The 24,343-nt window shown below is 70.8% G+C and carries 25 protein-coding genes; 16 read left to right on the top strand and 9 right to left on the bottom strand.

Annotation, left to right across the window (positions count from 1 at the left end; translation table 11 throughout):
* Position 1: 1 nt before the first annotated feature.
* From CHC09_RS17565 to CHC09_RS17555, 3 genes are all read left to right on the top strand, one after another.
* Entirely contained in the window at positions 2-901 is a 900-nt protein-coding gene (locus CHC09_RS17565) for an SDR family NAD(P)-dependent oxidoreductase (RefSeq protein ID WP_089294157.1), read from the top strand.
* Positions 898-1,377, top strand: a complete 480-nt coding sequence (locus CHC09_RS17560; protein ID WP_089294156.1) for a pyridoxamine 5'-phosphate oxidase family protein — start codon at positions 898-900, stop codon at positions 1,375-1,377. The genes CHC09_RS17565 and CHC09_RS17560 overlap by 4 nt, the downstream gene beginning before the upstream one ends.
* Before the next feature lie 61 nt (positions 1,378-1,438).
* Complete coding sequence (locus tag CHC09_RS17555; RefSeq protein ID WP_089294155.1) at positions 1,439-2,029, top strand: uridine kinase family protein; 591 nt, start codon at positions 1,439-1,441, stop codon at positions 2,027-2,029.
* On the opposite strand, the gene CHC09_RS45225 is transcribed toward CHC09_RS17555, so the two are convergent.
* Together CHC09_RS45225 and CHC09_RS17545 are read right to left on the bottom strand one after the other, a co-directional pair.
* On the bottom strand, positions 2,026-2,421 hold the full coding sequence (locus CHC09_RS45225; RefSeq protein WP_179277155.1) for a hypothetical protein: 396 nt from the start codon (positions 2,419-2,421) through the stop codon (positions 2,026-2,028). The two genes, CHC09_RS17555 and CHC09_RS45225, sit on opposite strands and share 4 nt — an antisense overlap.
* Before the next feature lie 351 nt (positions 2,422-2,772).
* Complete coding sequence (locus CHC09_RS17545) at positions 2,773-3,150, bottom strand: hypothetical protein (protein WP_143232396.1); 378 nt, start codon at positions 3,148-3,150, stop codon at positions 2,773-2,775.
* A gap of 298 nt (positions 3,151-3,448) precedes the next feature.
* Here CHC09_RS17545 and CHC09_RS17540 point away from each other — a divergent pair, with 298 nt between their 5' ends.
* A complete protein-coding gene (locus CHC09_RS17540; RefSeq protein WP_143232395.1) occupies positions 3,449-4,150 on the top strand; it encodes an HAD family hydrolase in 702 nt (233 codons plus the stop codon).
* Positions 4,151-4,204: 54 nt separating this feature from the next.
* Here the strand turns inward: CHC09_RS17540 and CHC09_RS17535 are convergent, their stop codons facing one another.
* Complete coding sequence (locus tag CHC09_RS17535; protein ID WP_089294151.1) at positions 4,205-5,110, bottom strand: oxidoreductase; 906 nt, start codon at positions 5,108-5,110, stop codon at positions 4,205-4,207.
* A 131-nt stretch (positions 5,111-5,241) separates the two neighbouring features.
* On the opposite strand from CHC09_RS17535, the gene CHC09_RS17530 reads away from it, so the two are divergent.
* Positions 5,242-6,132: a helix-turn-helix transcriptional regulator gene (locus tag CHC09_RS17530; protein WP_089294150.1), complete on the top strand. Its 891-nt coding sequence runs from the start codon at positions 5,242-5,244 to the stop codon at positions 6,130-6,132.
* Between the two features lie 66 nt (positions 6,133-6,198).
* Here the strand turns inward: CHC09_RS17530 and CHC09_RS17525 are convergent, their stop codons facing one another.
* Together CHC09_RS17525 and CHC09_RS17520 are read right to left on the bottom strand one after the other, a co-directional pair.
* Entirely contained in the window at positions 6,199-7,707 is a 1,509-nt protein-coding gene (locus tag CHC09_RS17525) for an aldehyde dehydrogenase family protein (RefSeq protein WP_089294149.1), read from the bottom strand.
* 26 nt (positions 7,708-7,733) lie between these two features.
* Complete coding sequence (locus tag CHC09_RS17520; protein ID WP_089294148.1) at positions 7,734-8,465, bottom strand: SDR family oxidoreductase; 732 nt, start codon at positions 8,463-8,465, stop codon at positions 7,734-7,736.
* A 46-nt stretch (positions 8,466-8,511) separates the two neighbouring features.
* Between CHC09_RS17520 and CHC09_RS17515 the strand changes: the two genes are divergently transcribed.
* The 4 genes from CHC09_RS17515 to CHC09_RS17500 all read left to right on the top strand — a co-directional run bounded on the left by CHC09_RS17515 (position 8,512) and on the right by CHC09_RS17500 (position 11,901).
* Positions 8,512-9,249, top strand: a complete 738-nt coding sequence (locus CHC09_RS17515; RefSeq protein WP_089294147.1) for an enoyl-CoA hydratase family protein — start codon at positions 8,512-8,514, stop codon at positions 9,247-9,249.
* A gap of 98 nt (positions 9,250-9,347) precedes the next feature.
* The gene (locus tag CHC09_RS17510) at positions 9,348-10,166 is read left to right on the top strand and encodes a CoA transferase subunit A (protein WP_089294146.1); all 819 of its coding nucleotides are present in this window, start codon (positions 9,348-9,350) and stop codon (positions 10,164-10,166) included.
* A complete protein-coding gene (locus CHC09_RS17505) occupies positions 10,163-10,855 on the top strand; it encodes a CoA-transferase subunit beta (protein ID WP_089294145.1) in 693 nt (230 codons plus the stop codon). Before CHC09_RS17510 ends, CHC09_RS17505 begins: the two co-directional genes overlap by 4 nt.
* Positions 10,852-11,901 carry an NAD(P)H-dependent flavin oxidoreductase gene (locus tag CHC09_RS17500; RefSeq protein ID WP_089294144.1) on the top strand — a complete coding sequence of 350 codons (1,050 nt, stop codon included), beginning with the start codon at positions 10,852-10,854 and terminating at the stop codon, positions 11,899-11,901. The genes CHC09_RS17505 and CHC09_RS17500 overlap by 4 nt, the downstream gene beginning before the upstream one ends.
* An 8-nt stretch (positions 11,902-11,909) precedes the next feature.
* On the opposite strand, the gene CHC09_RS17495 is transcribed toward CHC09_RS17500, so the two are convergent.
* Entirely contained in the window at positions 11,910-12,491 is a 582-nt protein-coding gene (locus CHC09_RS17495) for a hypothetical protein (RefSeq protein ID WP_089294143.1), read from the bottom strand.
* A gap of 281 nt (positions 12,492-12,772) precedes the next feature.
* Here CHC09_RS17495 and CHC09_RS17490 point away from each other — a divergent pair, with 281 nt between their 5' ends.
* Positions 12,773-14,593, top strand: a complete 1,821-nt coding sequence (locus CHC09_RS17490) for a response regulator (RefSeq protein WP_179277154.1) — start codon at positions 12,773-12,775, stop codon at positions 14,591-14,593.
* 150 nt (positions 14,594-14,743) lie between these two features.
* On the opposite strand, the gene CHC09_RS17485 is transcribed toward CHC09_RS17490, so the two are convergent.
* On the bottom strand, positions 14,744-15,715 hold the full coding sequence (locus CHC09_RS17485; protein ID WP_143232393.1) for a DUF8189 domain-containing protein: 972 nt from the start codon (positions 15,713-15,715) through the stop codon (positions 14,744-14,746).
* A 488-nt stretch (positions 15,716-16,203) separates the two neighbouring features.
* Entirely contained in the window at positions 16,204-17,337 is a 1,134-nt protein-coding gene (locus tag CHC09_RS17480; RefSeq protein ID WP_089294140.1) for an acetyl-CoA C-acetyltransferase, read from the bottom strand.
* A 68-nt stretch (positions 17,338-17,405) separates the two neighbouring features.
* Here CHC09_RS17480 and CHC09_RS17475 point away from each other — a divergent pair, with 68 nt between their 5' ends.
* Genes CHC09_RS17475 through CHC09_RS17465 form a run of 3 tightly spaced genes read left to right on the top strand, consistent with a single transcriptional unit; the run spans position 17,406 to position 20,404 of the window.
* Positions 17,406-18,566, top strand: coding sequence for an acyl-CoA dehydrogenase family protein (locus CHC09_RS17475; RefSeq protein ID WP_089294139.1), 1,161 nt, complete (start codon positions 17,406-17,408; stop codon positions 18,564-18,566).
* Between the two features lie 9 nt (positions 18,567-18,575).
* Positions 18,576-19,508 carry an acyl-CoA dehydrogenase family protein gene (locus CHC09_RS17470; protein ID WP_089294138.1) on the top strand — a complete coding sequence of 311 codons (933 nt, stop codon included), beginning with the start codon at positions 18,576-18,578 and terminating at the stop codon, positions 19,506-19,508.
* 23 nt (positions 19,509-19,531) lie between these two features.
* A complete protein-coding gene (locus tag CHC09_RS17465; protein ID WP_089294137.1) occupies positions 19,532-20,404 on the top strand; it encodes a TIGR03619 family F420-dependent LLM class oxidoreductase in 873 nt (290 codons plus the stop codon).
* Positions 20,405-20,452: 48 nt separating this feature from the next.
* Here CHC09_RS17465 and CHC09_RS17460 read toward each other — a convergent pair whose 3' ends face one another.
* Positions 20,453-21,100, bottom strand: a complete 648-nt coding sequence (locus tag CHC09_RS17460) for a TetR/AcrR family transcriptional regulator (protein ID WP_203833100.1) — start codon at positions 21,098-21,100, stop codon at positions 20,453-20,455.
* Between the two features lie 189 nt (positions 21,101-21,289).
* Between CHC09_RS17460 and CHC09_RS17455 the strand changes: the two genes are divergently transcribed.
* The 3 genes from CHC09_RS17455 to CHC09_RS17445 are packed head-to-tail and all read left to right on the top strand — an operon-like array spanning position 21,290 to position 24,326.
* Positions 21,290-22,882 carry an amino acid permease gene (locus tag CHC09_RS17455; RefSeq protein WP_089294135.1) on the top strand — a complete coding sequence of 531 codons (1,593 nt, stop codon included), beginning with the start codon at positions 21,290-21,292 and terminating at the stop codon, positions 22,880-22,882.
* Complete coding sequence (locus CHC09_RS17450; protein WP_089294134.1) at positions 22,879-23,685, top strand: urea amidolyase associated protein UAAP1; 807 nt, start codon at positions 22,879-22,881, stop codon at positions 23,683-23,685. Before CHC09_RS17455 ends, CHC09_RS17450 begins: the two co-directional genes overlap by 4 nt.
* Positions 23,682-24,326, top strand: coding sequence for an urea amidolyase associated protein UAAP2 (locus tag CHC09_RS17445; protein WP_089294133.1), 645 nt, complete (start codon positions 23,682-23,684; stop codon positions 24,324-24,326). Before CHC09_RS17450 ends, CHC09_RS17445 begins: the two co-directional genes overlap by 4 nt.
* Positions 24,327-24,343: the final 17 nt, after the last annotated feature.

Below are 24,343 nucleotides of genomic sequence, written 5' to 3'. Positions count from 1 at the left end.
GATGGGGTCGCTCGAGGGCAGGATCGCCGTGGTCACCGGCGCCGGCCAGGGGCTCGGCGCGGCCGAGGCCCGTGCGCTGGCACTTGAAGGCGCCCGCGTGGTCCTCAACGACCTGCCCGGCCCGGGGCTCGATCAGGTGGCTTCTCAGGTGCGGGACGCCGGCGGTGAGGTCGTGGTCTGTCCCGGCGACATCGCCGAGTGGTCCACCGGCGAGGCGCTGCTGACCGCCCTCGGCGGCGTCGACATCCTCGTCAACAACGCCGGCGTGCTGCGCGACCGCATGATCTTCTCGATGTCCGAGCAGGAGTGGGACACCGTCATCCGGGTGCACCTGCGCGGCCACTTCGTCACCACCCGGCTGGCCACGGCGTACTGGCGGGAGCGGAGCAAGGCGACCGGCGGCCCGGTCTACGCCCGGGTCGTCAACACCGCCTCCGAGGCCTTCCTGCTCGGCTCCGCCGGGCAACCCAACTACGCCGCCGCCAAGGGCGGGATCGTCGCGCTCACCCTCGCCACGGCCCGCGGCTGCGGACGGTACGGCGTTCGCGCCAACGCCATCTGCCCGCGCGCCCGGACCGCGATGACCGGCGACCTGATGGGCCCCGCCCCGGACGGCTCCGACCCGCTCTCCCCCGCACGTGTCGCCCCGCTCGTCGCCTACCTGGCCGGCCCGGCCGGGGAGCGGATCACCGGCGAGGTCTTCGTGGCGCACGGCGACGTGGTGGCGCTGCTCGGGCCCCCCACGGTCCGCGCCGCCTTCCACGCCTCGGGCGACCAGTGGACAGTCGACGAGCTGGACGCCACCCTGGGCAAGGTGTTCACCGCCGACCCACCGCGCCCGGGCTTCCTCTGCGAGGAGACCCTGCCGCTGGCCGACGCGACCTTCGGGGAGACCGAGTGAAGCAGCGCGACACCGTCTCGATGCCGGCCTCCGACATCGAGAAGCTCTTGGAGAACAGTCGCAAGCTGCAGCTCGCGACCATCAACCCGGACGGCACCCCGCACCTGGTCAGCATGTTCTACGGGATGCGGGACGGACGCATCGTCTTCTGGACCTACCGCGCCTCGCAGAAGGCCATTAACCTGGCCCGCGACCCCCGGGTGACCTGCCTGGTCGAGGACGGCGACGACTACTTCGAGCTACGCGGCGTTCAGGTGACCGGCGAGGTGACCCGGATCGACGACCTCGCCGGGGTGACCACGGTCGGACGGCTGGTCGCCGCGCGGATGCCCAGCCCGGTCGTGGGTGACCTGCCGCCCGAGCAGGTCGCCGCCGCGCTCGACGGGTACGTCGCGCACGCGGCGACCAAGCGGGTGGCCTACCTGGTCGAGCCGCGCCGGGTGATCAGCTGGGACCATCGGCGCCTCGTCAGCTGAGCGCCTGCCCGAAACGGCACCCCTAAGATGGTGATCCATCGTAGAAGACGAGGGGTGCCGGGTGGGTTTCGACGTTGCCGATCAGATCGCCGCGGCCGTGTCCGAGCGGGCTCCGGTCAACGGCATCCGGATCGTCGGCGTCGACGGCCGGAGCGGGGCGGGCAAGAGCTTTCTCGCGGCTCGACTGTCGAGCCTGCTGTCGGCGCCCGTGATCGAGATCGACGACTTCGTCTCGTGGGACTGCTTCTCGGGGTGGTGGCCACGCTTCGACGAGCAGGTGCTGTCGCCGCTGCTGGCCGGTCAGGACGCGACCTACCAGGCCAGGGACTGGAACGATTGGTACGGATCGACTCTCGGCGGCTGGAAGACGCAGCAGTGGTCGCCGACGGTCATTCTCGAGGGCGTCACCTGCACCCGTCGAGACACGATCGGCCGGCTGGCGTACGCGGTCTGGGTGGACGCTCCCGAGGAGACGAGGCTGGCCCGGGGCATGGCCCGGGACAGCCAGTTCCCCGGCAAGGAGGAGTTGTGGAAGCGGTGGATGCGCGAGGAGGACGAGTTCTTCGGCGCTGACGGAACCCGCGAACGCGCCGATCGCATCGTCGACACGTCAGCCTTCGGCGCCGACACGATTCCGTCGCCGCCGGCCTAGAATACGACGCACGGTTCTCCGTGAACGTCGGTGTAATTACAGATCTGCACGAAGCCGGCCGAATTTCCATTTCTGGCAGCCGACGCGTAGTAACGCCCATACAGTCCGTAAACCGCGACGGGGCCGACGCTGCCCGCGGCGTTGTAGAACACCCTGACATTGGTATCGGAATCCCGGACGGCGACGTACTGGACATTCACCGCGTAAACCCGGATCCAGTGCCCGCTGCTGTTGGGCGAGATGGTGCCGGTCTGGCAGTGCGGGCCGCCCGAGGGGGTCAAATTGCACTTGACCACGTCGTTCGCGGCGTACGCCGGCGCCTGGATCCCGGCCACGCACATGAGTGACACGACGGGAGACGCCAGCCACCGCAGTCGAATCTTGCTCCTCATTTCGCCCCTCCTGGCCGAGCGCGAGCAGAACTGATAGGAACCAAGGTTCGAGACTCCACAGTCCGCCGACCGGCCAGGCATCCCGGGTGACGGATCGCGAATTCCAGGACGCCGCCCGGCAGCATCGAATCGCCCGATTCCATCACTGTCAGCGTATGACACCGGGGCCGTGCGCGCGGCGCGATCCCGCAAGACGCGGAGTGCGCGTCGAGGCCCGGCCGGACATCGGCGCTCTGCCCCATTCAGCAAGCTACCCGCGCCTGGCACCGTCACCGGCCACCGGCGGCACGGAACCGGTGGGGACCGCCGCTCCGGTCACTACCGTGCGGCGGTCCGGTGAGCCATCGACGATCAGTTGAGGACGATGCTCGCCGACGTTGCCGTCGTATTGATGACGAAAAGCCGGAGGCACTTCCCAGCTTTGTCGGTGACCTCCCAGACATGCTTCCGGTAGGTCAGCGACGTCTCGACGCTGTCACCCGCCGCGATCGTCCGGAACTGGCTCCGCTTTCCGGTGAAATCGCGCCAGGCCAGACCGATCGGCTCAGCGGTGTCATTCGTGATGTCGAGCGGAACCTTTGTATCGTCACCCGATTGGGAGACCAGCGCTCGTCCGCACGGGGACGGGGACACACCGGTGTACGAAAATCCGGCCGACGCCGCACTGGCTCCGCCCTGAGTTGTTGCGATGACCGCGACGACAACCCCGACAGCAGCAGTTCCCATCATTCGCCGAGTCTTCATCAAATGCACCAACTTCGTTGTGCCGATTATGTGAGCACCGTGAATCTACAGTCGCCCGGGGTGACCGGGCCCGGCTTTCACGAAGTGTCATGCCGGCGATGACAGAAGTCGGGATGATTGCCGGGCTCACGGCGTGTCATCCGCACTGTCGTCGCCGTTTCCGCCGCAGCGGGAACACCGACTCCGGCCGGCTCCCGTCCCACACATTCGCAAGACGTAGAATGTCGCCGGCACGCGCACCCCATCGATTTATCGACAAGCATCGTCCTGGCAGGATGTGCCGGTGGACGAGGATGGTGTACGGGTTCGACCGCACGTGGCTCGGGCGGTGGCCCAGGCCCGTCACGTGCTGCTCGATTTCGACGGTGTGTGCTTCGCGATGCCGGAGATGGGAAGGCCGTGGGAGCTGCTCAACGGCTTGAAGCTCCGGACCTCGCGCTTGGCGGTTCCGACCTACACCGTGCCGCACGTCCTCGCCTATCTGTCCGCGCACGAGCCGGAACTCGCCCCTGCCGTGGAGGCCGCCAGGTCCGCGGTGGAGTGGGAGGCGGTCCTCACCGCCAGGATGGCCACCGGGCTCGCGGAGTTGCTCACCGGTTCCACAGCCACCGGGCGCCGGATGTGGGTGGTGGGCGAGTACTCCGAGGACGCCATGCGGGCCGGGCTGCGCGCCCACGGCGTCGAGCAGCCTGCCACAGTGGTCGCGGGCCGACAGGGTCTCGAGTACGACACGCTGGGGACGGTGTCCGTGGCGACGCGAGCCGTCCGGCTGCTGGGTGTGGACCCGAGCGAGTGCCTGCTCGTGAGCGGGCAGACCGACGTGCTCCGGCACGCGGAAGACTCCGGGATGGCGCTGCTGGGTGTCGTCTCCGGCCACGACACCCGCAAATGGCTGGCCGACGCCGCGCCGGTGGTCTCCAACCTCACACGGCTGCGTCAGGCGCTGCACGACGGCCCGCCGGAGTCACACAGGGCGGTTCTCTAGGGGCAGCCGGTCCGGGGTGCCGTGGGTTACGGCTCGGGGCCGATGAACGCCACCTCACAGATAGCTGATGCCGGTCAGGTCCTCGGCCGTTGCCCAGAGTCTCTTGCCGACGGCCGGATCCGCCGCTTCCGGACTGAGCCTGGCCTCGGTGACCCGGCCACGTGTCTCCCAGGGCCCGCCCGGGCCGAAGAACTGGCCACCCCGCACCCCGGGTTCGGTCGCGGCGCGTAACTGTGGCAGCGTGCCTCGCTCCACCGGCTGGGTGGCCAGCAGGCCGAGCGACGCGATCAGTTGTCCGAGCCGGCCGCGGTGCTCCCAGGCACGCGGAGTCAGATTGGTCCGGGTGAGGCCGGGGTGGGCCAGTGCGCTGACGATCGGCAACCCGGCGGCACGCAGGCGGCGGTCCAGCTCGACGCCGAAGATCGTGGTGGCGAGCTTGGACCGGCCGTAGGCGGAAGCTGCTCGGTAGCCCCGCTCGAACATCAGATCATCGAAGTCAAGGTGCGCGTTCCTGTGGGTGATCGAGCTGAGGCTGACCACGCGGGCTTGCCGGGCCGCGGCCAGGTTGCCGAGCAGCAGGCCGGTCAGCGCGAAGTGGCCCAGCATGTTGGTGCCGAGGTGCAGCTCGAAGCCGTCGGCAGAGGTGCGGCGCGGGCCGAGCAGAACCACGCCGGCGTTGTTGACCAGTAGGTCGATCGCCGGGTGGTCGGCGGTCAGCTGCACGGCGAAGGCTCGCACGGAGGCGAGGGAGGCCAGGTCCAGCTCGCGCACCTCGACGGCTCCGCCAATCCGCCGGGCCGCCTCCTCGCCGGCGGCGGTGTTGCGGACGGCGAGCACGACGTGGGCGCCGCGGTGGGCGAGCTCGGCGGCGGTGACCAGGCCGAGGCCCGAGTTCGCGCCGGTCACGACGACGGTCCGGCCGTGCTGGTCGGGGATGTGGTCGTTCGTCCATCCGGTCATCGGCTGCTCCTGGAGGTATCGGTGTGGTAGACCGACGACGCTAGGGGCAACGCGAACCCGTTCGGTCGTTCTCGGTTGCCTAGGTCCGCGGGACCTACCCTCTGTGGCCCGGGCCGCGGCACACTGACGGCATGAGCAGCCCTCATCCGTACGCTCGTGAGCTCGGAGATTTCCTACGCGCCCGGCGCAACAGGTTGCGCCCACACGACGTCGGCCTGGAGCCGGGCGGCCGGCGCAAGGTCACCGGGCTGCGGCGCGAGGAGCTCGCTCTGCTGGCCGGGCTGAGTACCGACTACTACCAGCGTATGGAGCAGGGCCGGGAGGTACGCCCGTCCGACGACGTCCTGGAGGCGATCGCCGGCGCGCTCGGCCTCGACGATGGGGAACGCCGGCACCTGTTGACCCTGGCCCACGCCGCCCGCCGACCGGTGGCCGCCCGGCTCGACACCGAGCCGGAACGGGTGCCGGACAGCACCCGGCGGCTGCTTCGAGTGATGGAGACCCCGGCGCTCGTCATCGGCCGGCATCTCGACCTGCTCGCCTGGAATCCGATGGCGGAGGCGCTGCTCGGCGACCCCGCCGGCTACCCGCCTGACCGGCTCAACATGCTCCTGCTGATGTTCGACGACACGTTGACCAGTGAGCGGAGCTGCTCGGATTGGGAGCGGCAGGCGCTGGACTACATCGGCATGATGCGTGCCGCCGTCGCCACCGACCCCACTCATCCCCGCGCCACCGCGATCGTCGGCGAGCTGAGCATCCGCAGCGCCGAGTTCCGGCGGCTGTGGGCACGCCACGACGTCCGCGAGTCGGTCCGGGGCACCAAGACCTTCCAGATTCCCGAGGTCGGAGACATCGTCCTGGACTGGGACACCTACCCGCTGCCCGGCAACCCCGGCCCGGTCATGCTTGTCTTCACCACCGAACCGGGCAGCATTGACGCGGACCGGCTGCAACTCCTGGCGTCGTTGCACGCGACCCGTTCCGCCCACCGGCGAGTGCCTACCAGCGCAACCCGATGACGATCGAACACCGCCCGGGCCTGCCACCGCTACAGACCACGGTGGATTGTCGAGCAGCGGGCCGGATTACATCATCTCGTCGCCGGTCGGGATCAGCACGGTCTTGACCTCGGTGTACGCCTCGATCGCCGTGCGCCCGCCCTCGCGACCCAACCCCGACTGCCCGAACCCGCCGAACGCCACGTGCGGTTCGAGCTGGTAGCCGTTGATGCCGACGGTCCCGGCCCGGACCGCCCGGGCCATCCGGATCGCCCGCTTCACGTCCGCCGTGTAGACGGTGGCGGCGAGTCCGTACGACGTGTCGTTGGCGAGCCGGATCGCCTCCTCCTCGTCGGCGAAGGGCACCACCGCGAGCACCGGGCCGAAGATCTCCTCCTGGGCGATGGTGGCGCTGTTGGCGACGTCGGCGAAGACGACCGGCTCGACGAAGTTGCCGGCCGACAGCTCGCCGTCCGGGCGTCCGCCGCCGCACACCAGCCGGGCGCCCTCAGCCTGGCCGCGCTCGATGTAGCCGAGCACCCGGGCCAGCTGCCGGTCGTTGATCAGCGGCGAGGCGGTGACCTCCGGGTCGAACGGGTCGCCGTAGGTGACCAGGGTGGTCATGCCCTCGGCGATGGCCAGGAACTCGTCGTACACGTCCCGGTGGACCAGGGCGCGGGAGTGGGCCACGCACGCCTGGCCGGAGAGGCCGAGCGTCACGGTGCCCATGGTGAGGGTGGCGGCCGCGTAGACCTCGGCGTCGGGGAAGACGATCGACGGGCTCTTGCCGCCGAGCTCGAGGCTGACCCGTTTCATCCCCTCGGACGCGGCGGCGAGGACCCGCTTGCCGACGGCCCGGCTGCCGGTGAAGGTGATCTTGTCGAGCAGCGGATGGGTGATGAGCGCCTCGCCGGTCGGGTCCCCCGGGCCGGTCACCACGTTGAGCACGCCCGGCGGGAGCCCGGCCTCCTCGAGCAGCTTCGCCAGGCGCAGCACGGCGAACGTCGCGAACTCCGACGGCTTGAGCACGACGGTGCAGCCGGCCGCCAGGGCCGGCGCGACCTTCTGCGCGGTGAGCAGCAGCGGGCCGTTCCACGGGACCACCGCGGCCACCACGCCGACCGGCTCGCGCAGGGTCATCACCAGGTGATCGCCGCCCTGATAACCGGGGAGCGTCTCGCCGGCCAGCTTGTCGACCCAGCCGGCGTGGTGGTCGAAGACGTCGGCGACACATTCGATCGACATCGCGTACTCGTCGCCGAAGGTCAGCGGCACGCCGTTGTCGAGCGCCTGCAGGGTTCGCAGCTCATCGGTGTGGGTGCGGATCAGCTCGGCCACCCGGCGCAGCACGGTGATCCGCTGTTTGGCCCGGGACCGCGGCCACGAGCCCTCGTCGAACACCTGGCGGGCGGCGCGTACGGCCGCGTCCACATCGGCCGGCGTGGCCACCGCGAAGTCGCCGACCTGTTCCCCGGTGGCCGGATGGCGGTGGGTCCAGGTCCGGCCGTCGGCCGCGGCGCGCCAGGCGCCGCCGATCAGCAGCTCGCCGGTGGCCAGGCCGACCGCGTCCCGCTTCGTCTTGATCGAGAGAACCATCGGGCACCTCTTTTTTGAAACAGGTTCTATTTCTGCGCACGGTACGCCGCATCGCGCAGGTCCGCCAGATACCCCGGCCACTCGCCGCCGCCGTGCACCGCCACCGCGGCGCCGGTCACGTAGGAGGCCAGCGGCGAGGCCAGCAGCAGGCAGACGCCGGCAACCTCCTCCGGCGTCGCCGGCCGTCCCATGGGGACAGTGCGCGCCACCGCCTCGGCGTCGAGAAAGCCGGCGACGGGGCCGGGGACGACGCTGTTGACCCGCACCGCCGGCGCCCACTCGGCGGCCAGGCTCGTCGCGAGGTGATGCAGGCCGGCCTTGGCCGCACCGTAGGCGGCACCGCCGGGCGACGGGCGGGTGCCGCTGACGCTGCCCACCATGAGGATGACGCCCCCATCGGGCTGCTCCCGCATGACCGCGTGGGCCGCCTGCGAGACGTGCAGCGGGGCGATCAGGTTGAGCTCGATGATCTTCGCGTGCAGCCGGGGCGACGCGGTCGCGGCGGGGACGGCGGGCGCACCGCCCGCGTTGTTCACCAGCACGTCGAGGCGGCCGAGTCGCTCCCGCGCGGCGGCCACCAGCGCGGCGGCCTGCTCAGGATCACGGACGTCGGCGCGGACGAAGTCGGCCGGCCCGGCATAGGAGCCTCGGCCGCAGACCAGCACCTTCGCCCCGGCCGCGAGAAAGGCCGACGCGATCGCGGCACCGATCCCCCGCGTGCCGCCGGTGACGACCACGCAACGGCCGGTGAAGTCCATGGCGCGATGCTAGCTCACCAAGCAAGCGCTTGGTTAGACTCGCCGCATGGGCGTACACCTGGAACCCGGCGCCGTCGCCGAGGTGGTGATCGACTTCCCGCCGGTCAACGCGGTTCCGGCGGCCGGCTGGCAGTCCATCGCCGACCTGGTCACCGCGGCCGGTGCGAATCCGGCGACCCGGGTGGTGGTGCTGTCGGCGCGGGGCCGCGGCTTCTGCGCCGGGGTCGACATCAAGGAGATGCAGCGCTCCGCCGGCCACGACGTGCTGCTCGCCGCGAACCGGGGCTGCGCCGCCGCGTTCGCGGCCGTCTACGACTGCCCGGTCCCGGTGATCGCCGCCGTGCAGGGCTTCTGCCTCGGCGGCGGCATCGGCCTGGCCGGCAACGCCGACCTGATCGTGGCCGCCGACGACGCCACCTTCGGCCTGCCCGAGGTCGACCGGGGCGCGCTCGGAGCCGCCACCCACCTGGCCCGGCTGGTGCCGCCGCAGCTGATGCGGGCGATGGTCTACACCTGCCGCCCGGTCACCGCCGCCGACCTGCACCGCTTCGGCACCGTTCACGAGGTGGTGCCCGCCGCCGACCTGCCGGCCGCGGCGTGGGCGGTGGCCGACTCGATCGCGGCCAAGGACCCGGTGGTGATCCGCCGGGCCAAGGAGGCGCTCAACGGCATCGACCCGGTCGACGTGAAGCGGTCGTACCGGTTCGAGCAGGGCTTCACCTTCGAGCTCAACCTCAACGGCGCGGGCGACCGCGCCCGGCAGAAGTTCGTGGAGGGCCGATGACTGTGAACCATTTTCAACCTGGCAGCGGGCCTGCGGTTCCGGCGGCGACGACCGGCGCCGGGCCCAGCCGCCCTCGCCACGCCGAAAAAAGTTCAGTCATGTCCGTCGACGACATGGTCGCCGAACTCAGGGACGGGATGACGATCGGCATCGGTGGCTGGGGGTCGCGCCGCAAGCCGATGGCGCTGGTCCGGGCGATCTGCCGGGCCGGGCTGCGCGACCTGACGGTGGTCTCCTACGGCGGACCGGACGTGGGCCTGCTGGTCGCGGCCGGCTGCGCGCGGCGGGTGGTCACCGGTTTCGTGTCGCTCGACAGCATCCCGCTCGAGCCGCACTTCCGGCGGGCCCGCGAGCGCGGCACGATCGAGCTGACCGAGTACGACGAGGGGATGCTCTACTGGGGCCTGCTCGCGGCCGCCAACCGGCTGCCCTTCCTGCCGATCCGGGCCGGGCTCGGCTCCGACGTCCTGAACGTCAATCCCGAACTCCGAACCGTCAGATCGCCGTACGCGGATCGCAGTGATCTCGTCGCGATGCCGGCCGTGACCCTGGACGCCGCGCTGGTCCACCTCAATCGCGCCGACCGGCGCGGCAACGCGCGGTATCTGGGCCCGGATCCCTACTTCGACGACCTGTTCTGCCTGGCCGCCCGCCGCCGTTTCGTCTCCTGCGAGCGACTGGTCAGCACCGCGGAGCTGATCGACAGCGGACCACCGCAGGGCCTGCTGCTCAACCGGATGATGGTCGACGGCGTGATCGAGACGCCGCACGGGGCACACTTCACCAGCTGCGTCCCCGACTACGACCGCGACGAGTCGTTCCAGCGGGAGTACGCGACCACCGACTGGGAGACGTTCCGGGCCACCTATCTGGACGGCGACGAGGAGCACTACCAGAAGGCGGTGGCCGCGCGATGAGCCGGGCCGACGTCTGTGTGGTGGCGTGCGCCGACGCCTGGCGCGGCGACGGTGCGGTGCTGGCCTCCCCCACGGGGCTGATCCCCCGGCTCGGCGCTCGGCTCGCCCAGCTCACCTTCGCTCCCGCGCTGCTGCTCACCGACGGCGAGGCCACGCTGACATACGACGACGAGCCGGAGGGCTGGCTGCCCTACCGCGCGGTCTTCGGGGTGGTCGCGGCCGGCACCCGGCACGTGATGATGGGCGCCAGCCAGCTCGACCGCTTCGGCAACCAGAACATCTCCTGCGTCGGCGGCTGGCGGCGGCCGGCCCGGCAGCTGCTCGGCGTGCGTGGTGCGCCGGGCAACACGGTCAACCACACCACCAGCTACTGGGTGCCCCGGCACGAACCGCGGGTCTTCGTCGAGCGGGTCGACATGGTGTCCGGGGTCGGCCACGACCGCGGCGCCGTCGAGATCCGGGTGGTGGTGACGAACCTGGCCGTGCTCGACTTCGCCACCCCGGACCGGTCGATGCGGCTGCGCTCGGTGCATCCCGGGGTGTCGGTCGCCGACGTGCGGGCCGCCACCGGCTTCCCTCTCGTCGTGCCCGCCGAGGTGCCGGTCTCCCGGCGGCCCACCGGCGACGAGCTCGCGCTTCTCCGGGAGCGGCTCGACCCGGACGGCCTGCGGGAGAGGGAGATCCGGTGAGGACCCGGCTCACCGAGCTGCTCGGCTGCCGGCATCCGATCGTGCAGACCGGCATGGGCTACGTGGCGGGTGCGGGCCTGGTGGCGGCCACCTCGGCGGCCGGTGGCTTCGGCATCGTCGCCTCCGCGACGATGCCGCTGGATCAGCTGCGGCTCACCCTGCGGAAGATCCGCGCCCGCACCGACGCGCCCTTCGGGGTCAACGTCCGCACCGACGCGCCGGACGCCGAGGAGAGAATCGATCTGCTGGTACGGGAGAAGGTCCGTCTCGCCTCGTTCGCCCTCGCCCCGAGCCGGGACCTGATCCGCCGCTGCGCGGACGGCGGTGTGCTGACCATGCCGTCGGTCGGCGCCCGCCGGCATGCCGAGAAGGTCGCCGACTGGGGCGTCGACGCCGTCCTGGTGCAGGGCGGCGAGGGCGGCGGCCACACCGGCCCGGTCCCGACGACGCTGCTGTTGCCGCAGGTGGTCGACGCGGTCGGCATCCCGGTGGTGGCGGCCGGCGGCTTCTTCGACGGCCGGGGCCTGGTCGCGGCGCTGGCCTACGGCGCGTCCGGCATCGCCATGGGCACCCGTTTCCTGCTCACCTCGGACAGTCCCGTTGCCCTCGACGTGAAGCGCCGGTACCTGGCCGCCGACGTGACCGGCACCGTGGTCACCACCCGGGTCGACGGGGTGCCGCACCGGGTCCTGCGGACCCCGTTCGTCGACTCGCTGGAGCGCGCCGGCCGCGTCACGGCGCTGACCCGCGCGCTGCGCAACGCCGCAGCGTTCCGCCGTGCGTCCGGATTGTCCTGGCCGGCCCTGCTGCGGGCCGGCCGCGCCACCCGGCACGGCCGGGACCTGTCCTGGGCGCAGACCCTGATGGCCGCCAACACCCCGGCGATGCTGCACGCGTCGATGGTCGACGGCCGCCCGTCGGCCGGTGTCATGTCGGCCGGTCAGGTCGCCGGCCTGATCGACGACCTGCCGTCCTGCGCCGAGCTGATCGACCGCATCATGACCGAGGCCGACGCCCGGCTGACCGCCCTCGCGGCCGTTCGCTAGGGCTGGATTCAGAACTGCGGCGGCTGGTATGCGGCCTGCTGCTGGGCGTACGCGGCCTGCTGGCTCGCGTGCCACGCGGCGTACTGCTGCATGGCCTGCGCGTGGGCGGCCTGAGCGGCGGCGACGAAGTTGGGGTGGGCCTTCGGGAAATCGACCGTGGAGCCGTCCCTCGACGCGAAGCCCCACGGCAGGATGCGGTAGATGCCGCGGGTCACCACGAGCAGGCCGGCAATGGCGAGGAAGAACGCCAGCATGACCAGGACCGGGCCTGCGTCCCCGGCCACGCCCGCCAGCACGAAACTGAGCGGCAGGAGAGCCATCAGGGAGATACCGATGATCAGCCGGTTCTTACGCAGTTTCACGCACTGCGGGCAGAACGGCCAGGCTTGCGCCTGAACCTCCTTGCGGAGAATCAGGGTCACGATCAGAAAGGGCAGGGCGCCGAAGACGATCAGAAGGTACGACCACGCCGGAGGCTTGGACCAGAACTTGACCGGCTTGCGCACCGAGGCGGACTCGCCGTGCCGCGAGCAGAGGTCAGGAATGCCGGCACCGTTATGGACCAGGCCGGAGGGGATTGCGATGCTCATGAGCGCCTCGAGGGGAACGCAGCCGGAGGGCTGGAAAGTTGATCTCGTCGGCGCGGGACTCTAGCAGGGCGGCCGTTCTCGACATAGCCCTGATACGGCGCCGCAAGGCGGCCGGGCTCTAGATCATGTGGCCGATTCGCGAGGGCTGCTCCCGTCACCGCCTACGCTTTCAAGCAGCGGAAACGCGCTGAACCGGGGGTGTGCTCATGCAGTGGGCGACCAGGAAAGTGCAGCGGTTGGTACTGCCATGGCTGGTGGGCATGGCGGTAATGGTGGTCACGATGATCACCTTGTTGGATCTGGTGACTCCGGCGCCGTTGCTGCTGATCGCGGCGCTGACGATAGGACCGATCCTGGCCGCGTTCTCGCGCAGCACCGGCGCTGTCCTGGCCGTGGGCACGTACACCCTGTTGCTGGCCATGGTGATGGCCTGGAGAGACGGGATCTGGGGCAGCCGGGAGCAACTGTTCTACGTCTGCATGATCAGCGTGGTGACGGCGCTGAGCGCCATCGCCGCCACCATCCACCGCCGGACCCGGCAACTGCTCGAGGCGGGCGACCTCAGGCTCGCGGCGGTCGCCGAGTCCTCCGACGACTCGGTCGTCATCCAGGATCTGGATGGGACGACCCTCGCGTGGTACGCGGGCGCGGAACGCATGTACGGCTACCGCCGCGACGAGATGATCGGCCGGCCCATCTCCCTGATCATGCCCACGGCCGAGGCGACCGACCTGCCTCACCTGATGGAAAGGGTCTCCCGCGGCGAGCACATCGACCACTTCGAGGCGAAACGCGTCACGAAGGACGGCACGATCCTGGACGTGTCGGTCAACTTCTCGCCGATTCGCGATCACCAGGGGAACGTGATCGCGGCCGCGGCGATCGGCCGCAACATTACCGACCGCAAGCGAGCCGAGGCGCTCGCACAGCAGATCCAGCAGCGTACGACGCTCAACGAACGCCTGGAATGCCTGGGGCAACTCGCCGGCGGCGTGGCCCACGACTTCAACAACCTGCTCGCGGTGATCCTCAACTACACGGACTTCGTCGCCGAGGAACTCCCTGACAACAAGGGCGCCCAGGCCGATCTGGCGCGCATCCGCGGCGCGGCCGAACGGGCCCAGGCCCTGGTCCGCCAACTCCTGGTCTTCGCCCGGCGGGAACCGAACCACACCGAAGAGGTCAGCCTGCCGTCGATCATCAAGTCCACCGGCGACCTGCTCACGAAGACCCTCGGTGAGCAGATCAAACTGATCACCAAGAATCCGGCACAACACCTCAACATCAGCGCGGACGGTGGCCAGATCGAGCAGGTCCTGCTCAACCTCGTACTCAACGCGCGGGACGCCATGCCCGACGGCGGCACCCTGGTCATCGAGGCCAACCGGGTCCAACTCGACGGCGACGAGAGCGGCCTGCAGCCGTCGCTGCCGGCCGGCAATTACGCCCGCCTGCTGGTCAGCGATACCGGCACCGGCATGAGCAGCGAGGTCATCACGCACGCGTTCGAGCCGTTCTTCACCACCAAACCCAAGGACAAGGGCGTCGGGCTGGGGCTCGCCACGGTCTACGGCATCGTCAGCCGCGCCGGCGGAGCCATCAGCATCTATTCAGAGCTCGGGATCGGCACCACCATGCGGGTGTACCTGCCGCTCAGCGAGCAGTCGGCCACCGCGGTGGCCGAACCCAGGGCGGGGTTGCCGCGGCCCGCGCGAGGCGAGCGGGCCCTCGTCGTCGAGGACGAACCCGCCGTACGCGACCTGGTCGTACGCATCCTCGAGCGCCACGGCTACCACGTGGTCGCGGCCGACAACGGCCCGTTCGCGCTCGAGGTGCTCCAGGAGCACCCCGTCGACATCGTGATCAGTGACGTGATCATGCCGGAGATGTCCGGCCCGGAGCTGATTCGCCGGCTGCATCAGCAGCACCCGCGGCTACCGGTCGTGTTCATGTCCGGCTACAGCGACGGCCTGCTCGCCGCCCAGGACATGATCGACTCGGACATTCCGCTGGTCCAGAAGCCCTTCACCGCGGCCGAACTGCTCAACGCCGTTCACCAGGGCCTGCAAACCGCACTCAGCGAGAACTACGTACGTACCTGATCGGATCTTTAAAAACAAATTCAAAATCCATTCCCAGGTACGACCGATGGGGCCCCGTGCCCAGGCTCGAGCCAAGTGCCGTGACATTCCCACGCGACGCCTCGAATCCTCCGACCGCGCGCTTGGCGGATCCGAGGCGCCGGCCGGGCGTCAGGGCAGCGGAGGGCCGACCCGGTTGAGCCAGATGGCGTTGTCCGTGCCCCGGACGAACAGGTGCAGCACACCCTGGTACACGCCGGCGCCGGGAGCCGACGGGGTAGCGCCGCCGCCGGGCACCTCCGTCCACTGGTTGCCCCAGGTCGTGTTCGTCAGGGTGTTGAGGTAGATCCGATCGTCCGTGCCCCGGACGAAGGCGTGCAGGTCACCGCGGTACGCGACGAGACTCGGCGCGGACGGGGTCAGGCCGGTGCCCGGGACCACGGTCCACTGGTTGCCCCAGGTCGCGTTGGTCAGCGTGTTGCTGTAGATCCCGTTGTCGGTGCCGCGGACCAGCGCGTACAGCTTGTCCTGGTACACGGCGAGCGTGGGCCCGCTGGGCGTGATGCCGGTGCCGGGAACCTGGGTCCACTGGCTGCCCCACGCCGTGTTGGTCAGGGCGTTGCTGTAGATCCGGTCGTCGGTGCCCCGGACGAGCACCTGCAGCTTGTCCCGGTACACCGCGGCCGCGGGAGCGGACGGGGTCAGGCCGGTGCCGGGCACCTCGGTCCACTGGTTACCCCAGGTCGTGCCGGTGAGGGTGTTGCTGTAGATCCGGTCGTTGGTGCCCCGGACGAACACGTACAGCTTGTCCCGGTACACCGCGGCCGCGGGAGCGGACGGGGTCAGGCCGGTGCCGGGCACCTCGCGCCAGCCGGAGTACTGCACACCGTTGTGGGTCTGCGCGTAGATCCGGTTGTCGGTGCCGCGGACGAACACGTACTGGATGTCGTGGTAGGTCGCGGTGGCGGGCGAGTCCGGTGTCGCACCGCCGCCGGGCACCTGCGACCATCCGGACCACGCCGGGGACAGGGCTGCCTGCGCCGGCGAACCGATCAGTGCGGTCGCCGCGAAGATCGCCGCGACACCGACGACGATGGCGCGGACCAAACGCTGGCCGACGCCATCACGCGTCTCATGAACCATCAAGACTTCTCTCCCTGTGGTCGCTTCCGCACGCTCAGTGCGGGACGCAGTGACACTAATCGATGATTAAGAATCAAAGGTTAAGACCATTTCGGAGGGACATAACTCACTGCCGCGGGCGCTTCCATCCTTAATTCCATCGGGCGATCTCGAGCACACCTCAGGGCGGCGGAGCAGGCACGTTCCGCCGGCGACGTAGCGGGTGTCGCGCAGAAGAAAGATGGTGGTCGATTTTTGCCCGCTGCGAGGAGAGGGCTGTTCGACGACGGGTGAGCGGCGAATCCGCATCCGGCGCCGGCCGAGTTGCGGCAGGCCGGTCCGGCTCATCGGCCGCCGGGATTCCGTTCTGGATGGTCACTCGCTGGTGACGCAGCTCGTCGATCAGGAGGATTCGAGCAGCTTCCCTCTCGGGTCGGCCGTCTTCTCCTCTTCGATCACGAATCATGCATAGCGGGATGTGAGAACGGCCTCTCACATCGGCTCGCGAGCTAAAGGCGTTCGATGATGGTGACGTTGGCCTGGCCGCCGCCCTCGCACATGGTGAGCAGGCCGTAGCGGCCGCCGCAGCGCTCCAGTTCGTGCAGCAGGCCGGTCAGCAGGCGGGCGCCGGTGGCGCCGAGCGGGTGGCCCAGCGCGATCGCGCCACCGTTCACATTGACCCTGGCCGGGTCGGCGCCGGTCTCGCGCAGCCAGGCCAGCACCACGCTGGCGAACGCCTCGTTGACCTCGAAGCGGTCGATGTCGGCGGCCCGCAGTCCGGCCCGGGCGAGCGCGTACGCGGTCGCCTCGATCGGCGCGGTGAGCATGAGCACCGGGTCACCGCCACGAGCGGACAGGTGCCGGATGGCGGCCCGGGGCCGCAGGCCGTGCTCCCGCAGGGCCCGGCCGGACGCGACGAGCAGCGCCGCGGCACCGTCGGCGAGCTGGCTGGAGGTCGCGGCCGTGGTGACGCCGCCGGTTCGCAGCGGCGCCAGCCCGGCCATCCGCGTGGCGGTCGTGTCCCGGCGCGGGCCCTCGTCGGTGTCGCATCCGGCGACCGGCACGATCTCCGCCGCGAACCGGTTCTCGTCGATGGCCCGGATCGCCCGCCGGTGGCTGGTCAGGGCCCACTCCTCCAGCTCGGCGCGGGTCAGGGCCCACTTGGCGGCGATCTCGTCGGCGCTGCGGAACTGGTCGACCTCCCGGTCGCCGTAGCGGGCCGCCCAGCCGCGGGATCCCCGGTAGGGCCCGTCGGGCGCCATCGCGCTGCCGATCGGCACCTGGCTCATGCTCTGCACCCCGCCGGCCACGACGAGGCCGGCCGTGCCGCTCAGGACCGCCTGTGCCGCGAAGTGCACGGCCTGCTGGCCCGAACCGCACTGCCGGTCGACGGTCACCCCGGGGACGTGTTCGGGCAGACCGGCCGCGAGCCAGCTGGTCCGCGCGATGTCGCCGGACTGCGGTCCGAGGGTGTCGACGCAACCCAGCACCACGTCGTCGATCTCGGCCGGGTCGACGCCGGCGCGGTCGAGCAGCTCCGCGATGGTGTGCCCGGCCAGGTCGGCCGGGTGCACTCCGGACAGACGGCCGCCGCGTCTGCCGACAGGTGTCCGGACCGCCGCCGCCAAGTAGGCCGATTCCACAGTTGACGCCTCTCCGCCGGATGGACTCTACTAGAACTTGTTCTAATCCATGGCATCGGGCGGGCGCAATGCACGTGGGATACACACCGGAGCAGGAGAAGCTCCGCCAGGAGCTACGGGAGTACTTCGCCGGGCTGATGACGCCGGAGCTGCGCGCGGCGCTCACCGACGACGAGGGTGAGTACGGCGACGGCGACGCCTACCGGGCGGTGGTCCGCCGGCTGGGCCGCGACGGCTGGCTGGCGCTGGGCTGGCCGGTCGAGCACGGCGGCGGCGGGCGCTCCCGCCTGGACCAGCTCATCTTCGCCGACGAGGCGGCCATGGCCGGCGTGCCGGTCCCGTTCCTGACCATCTACACGGTCGGGCCGACCATCGCCCGGCACGGCTCCGCCCAGCAGCGCGCCGAGCTGCTGCCACGGATCGCGGCCGGCGAGGCACACTTCTCGATCGGCTATTCGGAGCCCGAGGCCGGCACCGACCTCGCGGCGCTGCGCACCCGCGCGGTCCGTGACGGTGGCGACTACGTGATCAACGGTCAGAAGATGTGGACCAGCCTGATCCGGTACGCGGACTACGTCTGGCTGGCCTGCCGCACCGATCCGGAGGCACCCCGGCACAAGGGCCTGTCCATCCTGGTCGTGCCGACCGACGCGCCCGGCTTCTCCTGGACGCCGGTGCGTACCGTCGCCGGCCCGACCACCAGCGCCACCTACTACTCCGATGTCCGGGTGCCGGCCTCGGCGCTGGTCGGCACCGAGAACGAGGGCTGGCGGCTGATCACCGATCAGCTCAACCACGAACGGGTCGCGCTCACCTCGGCCGCCCCGCTGCGCCGCGCGCTCGACGAGGTCACCGCGTGGGCCGTGGAGACCGGGGCCATCGAGCGGGAGTGGGTGCGGCTGCACCTGGCCCGGGTGCACGCGAAGACCGAGGTCCTCAAACTGCTGAACTGGCGGGTGGCCGCCGGCGGGGACGGGCCACCCGCGGCGGTGCGCGCCTCGGCCGGCAAGGTCTACGGCACCGAACTCGCCGTGGAGGCGTACCGGCTGCTGATGGAGGTGCTCGGCCCGGCCGCCACGGTGCGCGCGGGCTCGCCCGGCGCCCTGCTGCACGGCCGGATCGAGCGGATGCACCGCGCCTCGCTGATCCTCACCTTCGGCGGCGGCACCAACGAGGTGCAGCGCGACATCATCGCGGCCGGCGCCCTCGGCCTGCCGATCAAGCGCTAGGAGGGCCTGATGGACTTCACGCTCAGCGACGAGGCTCGCGAGCTGGCCGCGCTCACCCGCGAGCTGGCCGCCTCCGGCCGCCCCTTGTGGCCGGCCCTCGCCGAAGCCGGGGTGCTGGCCGCCGCGCTGCCGAAGCGGGCCGGCGGCGAAGGGTACGGGCTCATCGAGCAGTGCGCGATCCTCGTCGAGCTGGGCCGGGCCGCCGCCACCGTGCCGTACCTGCCCTCGATCGTCGCCGCCGCGGCGACCCTCGCCCGGTTCGGCACCGACGACCAGGTCGCCTCGTGGGCCGCCCCGGCCGGACAGGGCAGGCTGGTGCTGACCGCCGCGCCGACTCCCGGCGCCCCGGTACCCGCCGCCGATCAGGCCGCTCTCGTCCTGGTCCCCGACGGGTCGGACGTGCTCCTGGTCCGCACCGACGACCCCGCCGTCACCGTGCGGCCACAACGGGTCGACGGCGGCCCCGGAGCCGGCCTGGTCCACTTCGCGGGCGCCGAGACTCCGCGGCTGGCCGGTGCCGCCGCCTGGCTCGCCGCGCACGCCACGGTCGGCGCCTGCGCGGCCCAGCTCGGCGTGGTCGAGCGCGCCCTGGAGATGACCGCCGGATACGCCCGGTCGCGGATCCAGTTCGGCCGCCCGATCGGCTCGTTCCAGGCCGTCTCGCAGCGGCTCGCCGACGCCTACATCGACGTCGAGGCTTTGCGCCTGGCCCTCTGGCAGGCGGCCTGGTCACCGGGGGCGCCCGAGGTCGCCACGGCCGGGTTCTGGGCGGCCGAGGCCGGCCACCGCGTGCTGCACGCCGCCGTCCACGTGCACGGCGGCGTGGGCCTGGACATCGATTACCCGCTGCACCGCTACTTCCTGGCGGCGAAACACCACGAGTTCCTGCTGGGTGGCGCCACCGGGCAGCTGCTGGCGCTGGCCGACACCTTCCGGTCGTAACTAGAACACGTTACAGTTCTAGGATGAAGTTCAGCCTCGGCATCGCGCTCAGCCCTCTCGACCAACTCATCGACCTGGCGCGGACCGCCGAGGAGTGCGGTTTCGCGTCCATCGCGCTGCCCGACTCGCTCTTCTACTCCGAAGAGGTCAGCGCGAAGTACCCGTACACCCCGGACGGGAGCCGCTTCTGGACGGCCGAGACACCCTGGTCGGACCCGCTGGTGACGGCCGCCGCGCTCGGCGCCGCCACCAGCCGCATCCGGTTCTACACCCAGGTGCTCAAGCTCGGCCCGCGCAACCCGGTGCTGCTGGCCCGCCAGGTCGGCTCGGTGGCCCACCTGACCGGCAACCGCTTCGGCCTCGGCGTCGGGCTCGGCTGGTCCCCGGAGGAGTCGCGGTGGTGCGGCGCCCCGTTCGAGGACCGGGGCGCCCGCGGCGACGAGGCGATCGAGGTGCTGAAGCTGATCCTCGGCGGCGGCATGGTCGAGTACCACGGCAAGCACTTCGAGTTCGGCCGCCTGCAGATGAGCCCCGCCCCGACCGAGCCGGTCCCGATCTACGTCGGCGGCCACACCGGCGTGGCGCTGCGCCGCGCCGCCCGGGTCGGCGACGGCTGGTCCTCGGCGATGATGCGCTTCGACGACCTGCGCGCGGTGATCGACCGCCTGGCCCGCCTGCGCGCCGAGTACGGTCGCGCCGGCCAGCCCTTCGAGATCCAGGCGGTGTGCATCGACCGCTTCGGCCTGGACGGCTTCCGTCAGCAGGCCGAGGCCGGCGTGACCGACGCGATCGTGGTGCCCTGGCGCTTCTACGGCACCGGTTTCGACGGCGACCTGACCGCCAAACGCGACGGCATCCGCCGCTTCGCCGACGAGGTGATCAGCAAGCTCGCCTGATGAGGATCGATCCCGGCGCGTGGCCACGGAGGCTGTGCACCCGATGAGCTATGCGGGATCGTCGGACCGGTCGTCGTCCGCGCCGAGCAGGCGAAGGGCCGCGGCCGCGACCGTACGCTGCAACTGTTCCGCCGAGGACAGGACGGGTAGATCGCGACGCATGCCGATGACGCTTTCCACCAGGCCGAAGACCAGGTCACCGGCGACATCGGGGTCACCGATGCGGTCGGAAGCGGCAGCGGCCGCCAGCCGTCGGTAGGCGAGGCGCAGACGCTCGCGTTCACGGCGGAAGTGGGTGAACGGCTCGGTGGCGATCTCGGGCAGGGCATAGAGGACGCCGATGTTCCAGCGGGCGCCGAGAAGGACGCCGACGTCGTACTTGACCAGTTCGCGCAGGGCGACCGCAGCGGTCAGATCCTTCCTGGAGAGTTCGCCGGCGTAGGCGAGCGAGGGCCGGACGGTGGCCTCGAGCAGTTCGGCGAGGATCTGCTCCTTGTTGGCGAAGTGGTAATAGAGCGAAGCCTGACGGATGCCGACGGCTTCGGCGATCAGCCGCGTAGAGGTGGCCGTGTAGCCACGCTGGGCGAAGAGTTCGGCGGCCGCGTCCAGGATCTCCTCGCGGGCGGTGGCGGCCGGGAGTCGCCGCGTGCCCGAGCGGGGCCGGCCGGCGGTCGGGGTCGATGGCGGGGAGCTCACGACTGCATCGTCGCACGCGGCCATGTCACAACCGCCCGGCCGGGGCTGTAACGCCAGCGACACATCCGGCAACCCAAGGTTTACGGCACAGAAACCATCGTCGATACCCGCTACCGCAACCTGTCAACTGACAGGTATTCCGGTGGCGGGCGGCCAGCGCCCCGCTGCCGCCTGCCCGAGGAGGCGGTCATGTCCACTACTCCCGCACTGTCGGCACCGCCTCCGGGCGGTGCGGTAGACCCGTCCACCGATGCCACGGACCTGCGCGGGTTCGGGTACGAGCCGGAGCTGCGCCGCGGCATCGGCAGCTACGCGTCGTTCGCCGCGGGATTCTCGTTCGTATCGATCCTCACCACGGTCTTCCAGCTGTTCGCCTTCGGCTTCTCGTTCGGCGGCCCCGCCTTCTTCTGGACCTGGCCGCTGGTCTTCGCCGGCCAGTTCATGGTGGCGCTGAACTTCGCCGAACTGGCCGCCCGCTACCCGCTGTCGGGCTGCATCTACCAGTGGTCGCGGCGACTGTCCAACGCCACGGTCGGCTGGTTCGCGGGCTGGGTCATGATCATCGCCCAGATCGCCACCGTCGCGGCCGCCGCGATCGCCCTGCAGGTGGTGCTCCCGTCGATCTGGTCCGGGTTTCAGCTCGTCGGCGACGACCCGGCGCTGACCTCCAGCAGCGGCGCCACCAACGCCGTCATCCTCGGCTCGATCCTGATCGCCGTGACCACCGTGGTGAACGTCATCGGCGTACGGCTCATGGCGATCGTCAACAGCACCGGGGTGACCCTCGAGATCATCGGCGTGCTCGCGGTCGTCGTGCTGCTGCTGTTCAACACCGAGCGAGGCCCCGGCGTCGTCTTCGACACCGGCGGCACCGGCTCCGGGCTCGGATACGTCGGCCCGTTCCTGGTCTCCGCGCTGATGGCGGCATACGTGGTGGTCGGCTTCGACAGCGCCGGCGAACTCAGCGAGGAGACCCGGGACCCGCGCCACATCGCGCCCCGCACGATCCTGCGTGCGCTCGCCGCGTCCGGCATCGGTGGCGGGCTGATGTTGCTGGCCGCACTGATGGCCGCGCCGAGCCTCACCGACGGCCGGCTCGCCACAGAGGGCCTGCCGTACGTGCTGACCAGCCGCCTCGGCGAGACCGGCGGCAAGATCCTGCTGATCGACGTGGCGATCGCGATCGCGGTCTGCACCCTCGCCATCCAGACCGCCGGCAGCCGGATGGTCTTCTCGATGGCCCGCGACGGCGTGCTGCCGTTCTCCGCCGCACTGCGCAAGGTGTCGCCGCGCACCGGCACCCCGGCACTGCCCGCGATCGTCGTCGGAGCCGGCGCCGCCGGGCTGCTGCTGGTCAACATCGGCCAGGCCGCCCTGTTCACCGCCATCACCAGCGTCTGCATCGTCATGCTCTACATCGCCTACGCCCTGGTCACCGTCCCGTTGCTGGTCCGGCGGAGCAAAGGCTGGCCGCACGAGGAGGGGATCGCCCGGACCGAACGGGGCGGCCGGCTGTTCGCTCTCGGGCGGTTCGGGATCGTCGTCAACGTCCTGGCGGTGCTCTACGGCATCGGCATGATCCTCAACCTCGGCTGGCCCCGCCCGGAGGTCTACGACCCCGCGGGCGGCCACTGGTACCTGCACTACTTCTCGCTGCTGTTCGTCGGCGGCGCCCTGCTCGCAGGCGGCCTCGCCTACCTGCGCTACCGCACCCGGTCCCCGCACTCGTGGCGGCCACTGACGACCGTCGTTCCCGCCGGCGCCGAAGGAGAAACCGCGTGAGCACCGCTACCACCGCAGGAGCCCGCGAACACGCTCGCGCACAGGGCGGGACCGTCGTCGACTGCATGCCGATCGTTCCGGCCTCCGCCGCCGGCGAAGGACTCACCTGGGCCGAGACGATCCCCGGCGGCGGCCGCACGAGCCGGCGGCTGGCCCGCGGGACGACACTGCGGCTGACCGACCCGCACGGCGACGCCTGCGTCTCGGTGCTGCTGTTCAACGCCGACGAGCCGTGGGAACGGCTCAACGTCGCCGACACCGTCAAGGTGCTGTGGCAGGCGTACGTCGGCGAAGGGCACCTGCTCCTCTCCGACCAGGGGCGAGTGCTGGCCTCGGTGACCACCGGGGAACGGAACCGCTCGGACACCTTCTGCGGCGTCTCCACCCTGACGCGCAACACCGAGAGGTACGGCGACGGCACCCCGCACGGCCCGTCGCCCGCCGGCCGGGAACTGTTCACCCTCGCCGCCGCCAAGCACGGCCTCACCCGCCGTGACCTGCCCCCGAGCATCTCCTTCTTCCAAGGGGTGCGGGTCGGCGACGACGGCATGTTCACCTGGCTCGGCTCGGCCGGCCCCGGGGCAAGCGTCGAACTACGTGCCGAGATGGCGCTCACGGTGCTGCTGGTCAACACCGCGCACCCGCTCGACCCGCGCGACGCGTACACCTGCTCGCCCGTCGAGATCCGGGCCTGGAACGGAGCGCCCACCGCGCCCACCGACCGGCTCTGGTCCCGCACCCCGGAGGGCGAGCGCGCCTTCCTCAACACCGCCGACTACCTCACCGCCCGGGGGATCTCGTGAGCGCCACCACCACCGAATCGCCCGCACTGGTTCCGGGCACCGTCATCCTCGACGAGACCGTCCCGGCGCGCGCGCCCTGGTCGGCGATCGTGCGCCGCGGGCAGGTGCTGACCATCGTCGACCTGCACGGCAACCAGGCCGTCGACTGCCTGATCTACAACGCGCAGGACACCGCCGAGCGGTACTCGGCGCCGGACACCCTCGCGGCGCAGGGCGGCGTCTTTCTCACCACCGGCAGTGTGCTGCGCTCGTCGGAGGGGCGGCCGCTGATGACGGTGGTGGCCGACGAGGTGGGCCGGCACGACACCGTCGGCGGTGCGTGCAGCCGGGAGTCGAACACCCTGCGGTACGGCCATCACACCAAGCACCAGCACGCCTGTGTCGAGAACTTCCTGATCGAAGGGGCCCGCTGGGGGCTCGGTAAGCGCGATCTGGTCAGCAACATCAACTGGTACATGAACGTGCCCGTCGACCCGGACGGCAGCCTCGGCATCGTCGACGGCATCTCCGCACCGGGCCTGCGCGTCGCACTCCGCGCCGAGATGGACGTTCTGGTCCTGGTGTCGAACTGCCCGCAGATCAACAACCCGTGCAACGGCTTCGACCCGACGCCGGTGCGCATGGTCGTCACCGCCCCCTGACCGGTTAGGACGCGCCC

Source organism: Actinoplanes regularis, from assembly GCF_900188005.1.
Classification (GTDB): Bacteria; Actinomycetota; Actinomycetes; order Mycobacteriales; family Micromonosporaceae; genus Actinoplanes; species Actinoplanes regularis.
This window is presented reverse-complemented; position numbering and strand designations above follow the sequence as displayed.

Bases quoted from the DNA above. Each gene is read 5' to 3' on its own strand.
- CHC09_RS17565 (WP_089294157.1), top strand. From the start codon at position 2: ATGGGGTCGCTCGAGGGCAGGATCGCCGTGGTCACCGGCGCCGGCCAG.
- CHC09_RS45225 (WP_179277155.1), bottom strand. From the start codon at position 2,421: ATGAGGAGCAAGATTCGACTGCGGTGGCTGGCGTCTCCCGTCGTGTCA.
- CHC09_RS17545 (WP_143232396.1), bottom strand. From the start codon at position 3,150: ATGATGGGAACTGCTGCTGTCGGGGTTGTCGTCGCGGTCATCGCAACA.
- CHC09_RS17535 (WP_089294151.1), bottom strand. From the start codon at position 5,110: ATGACCGGATGGACGAACGACCACATCCCCGACCAGCACGGCCGGACC.
- CHC09_RS17530 (WP_089294150.1), top strand. From the start codon at position 5,242: ATGAGCAGCCCTCATCCGTACGCTCGTGAGCTCGGAGATTTCCTACGC.
- CHC09_RS17525 (WP_089294149.1), bottom strand. From the start codon at position 7,707: ATGGTTCTCTCGATCAAGACGAAGCGGGACGCGGTCGGCCTGGCCACC.
- CHC09_RS17520 (WP_089294148.1), bottom strand. From the start codon at position 8,465: ATGGACTTCACCGGCCGTTGCGTGGTCGTCACCGGCGGCACGCGGGGG.
- CHC09_RS17515 (WP_089294147.1), top strand. From the start codon at position 8,512: ATGGGCGTACACCTGGAACCCGGCGCCGTCGCCGAGGTGGTGATCGAC.
- CHC09_RS17510 (WP_089294146.1), top strand. From the start codon at position 9,348: ATGTCCGTCGACGACATGGTCGCCGAACTCAGGGACGGGATGACGATC.
- CHC09_RS17505 (WP_089294145.1), top strand. From the start codon at position 10,163: ATGAGCCGGGCCGACGTCTGTGTGGTGGCGTGCGCCGACGCCTGGCGC.
- CHC09_RS17495 (WP_089294143.1), bottom strand. From the start codon at position 12,491: ATGAGCATCGCAATCCCCTCCGGCCTGGTCCATAACGGTGCCGGCATT.
- CHC09_RS17490 (WP_179277154.1), top strand. From the start codon at position 12,773: ATGATCACCTTGTTGGATCTGGTGACTCCGGCGCCGTTGCTGCTGATC.
- CHC09_RS17485 (WP_143232393.1), bottom strand. From the start codon at position 15,715: ATGGTTCATGAGACGCGTGATGGCGTCGGCCAGCGTTTGGTCCGCGCC.
- CHC09_RS17475 (WP_089294139.1), top strand. From the start codon at position 17,406: ATGCACGTGGGATACACACCGGAGCAGGAGAAGCTCCGCCAGGAGCTA.
- CHC09_RS17470 (WP_089294138.1), top strand. From the start codon at position 18,576: ATGGACTTCACGCTCAGCGACGAGGCTCGCGAGCTGGCCGCGCTCACC.
- CHC09_RS17465 (WP_089294137.1), top strand. From the start codon at position 19,532: ATGAAGTTCAGCCTCGGCATCGCGCTCAGCCCTCTCGACCAACTCATC.
- CHC09_RS17455 (WP_089294135.1), top strand. From the start codon at position 21,290: ATGTCCACTACTCCCGCACTGTCGGCACCGCCTCCGGGCGGTGCGGTA.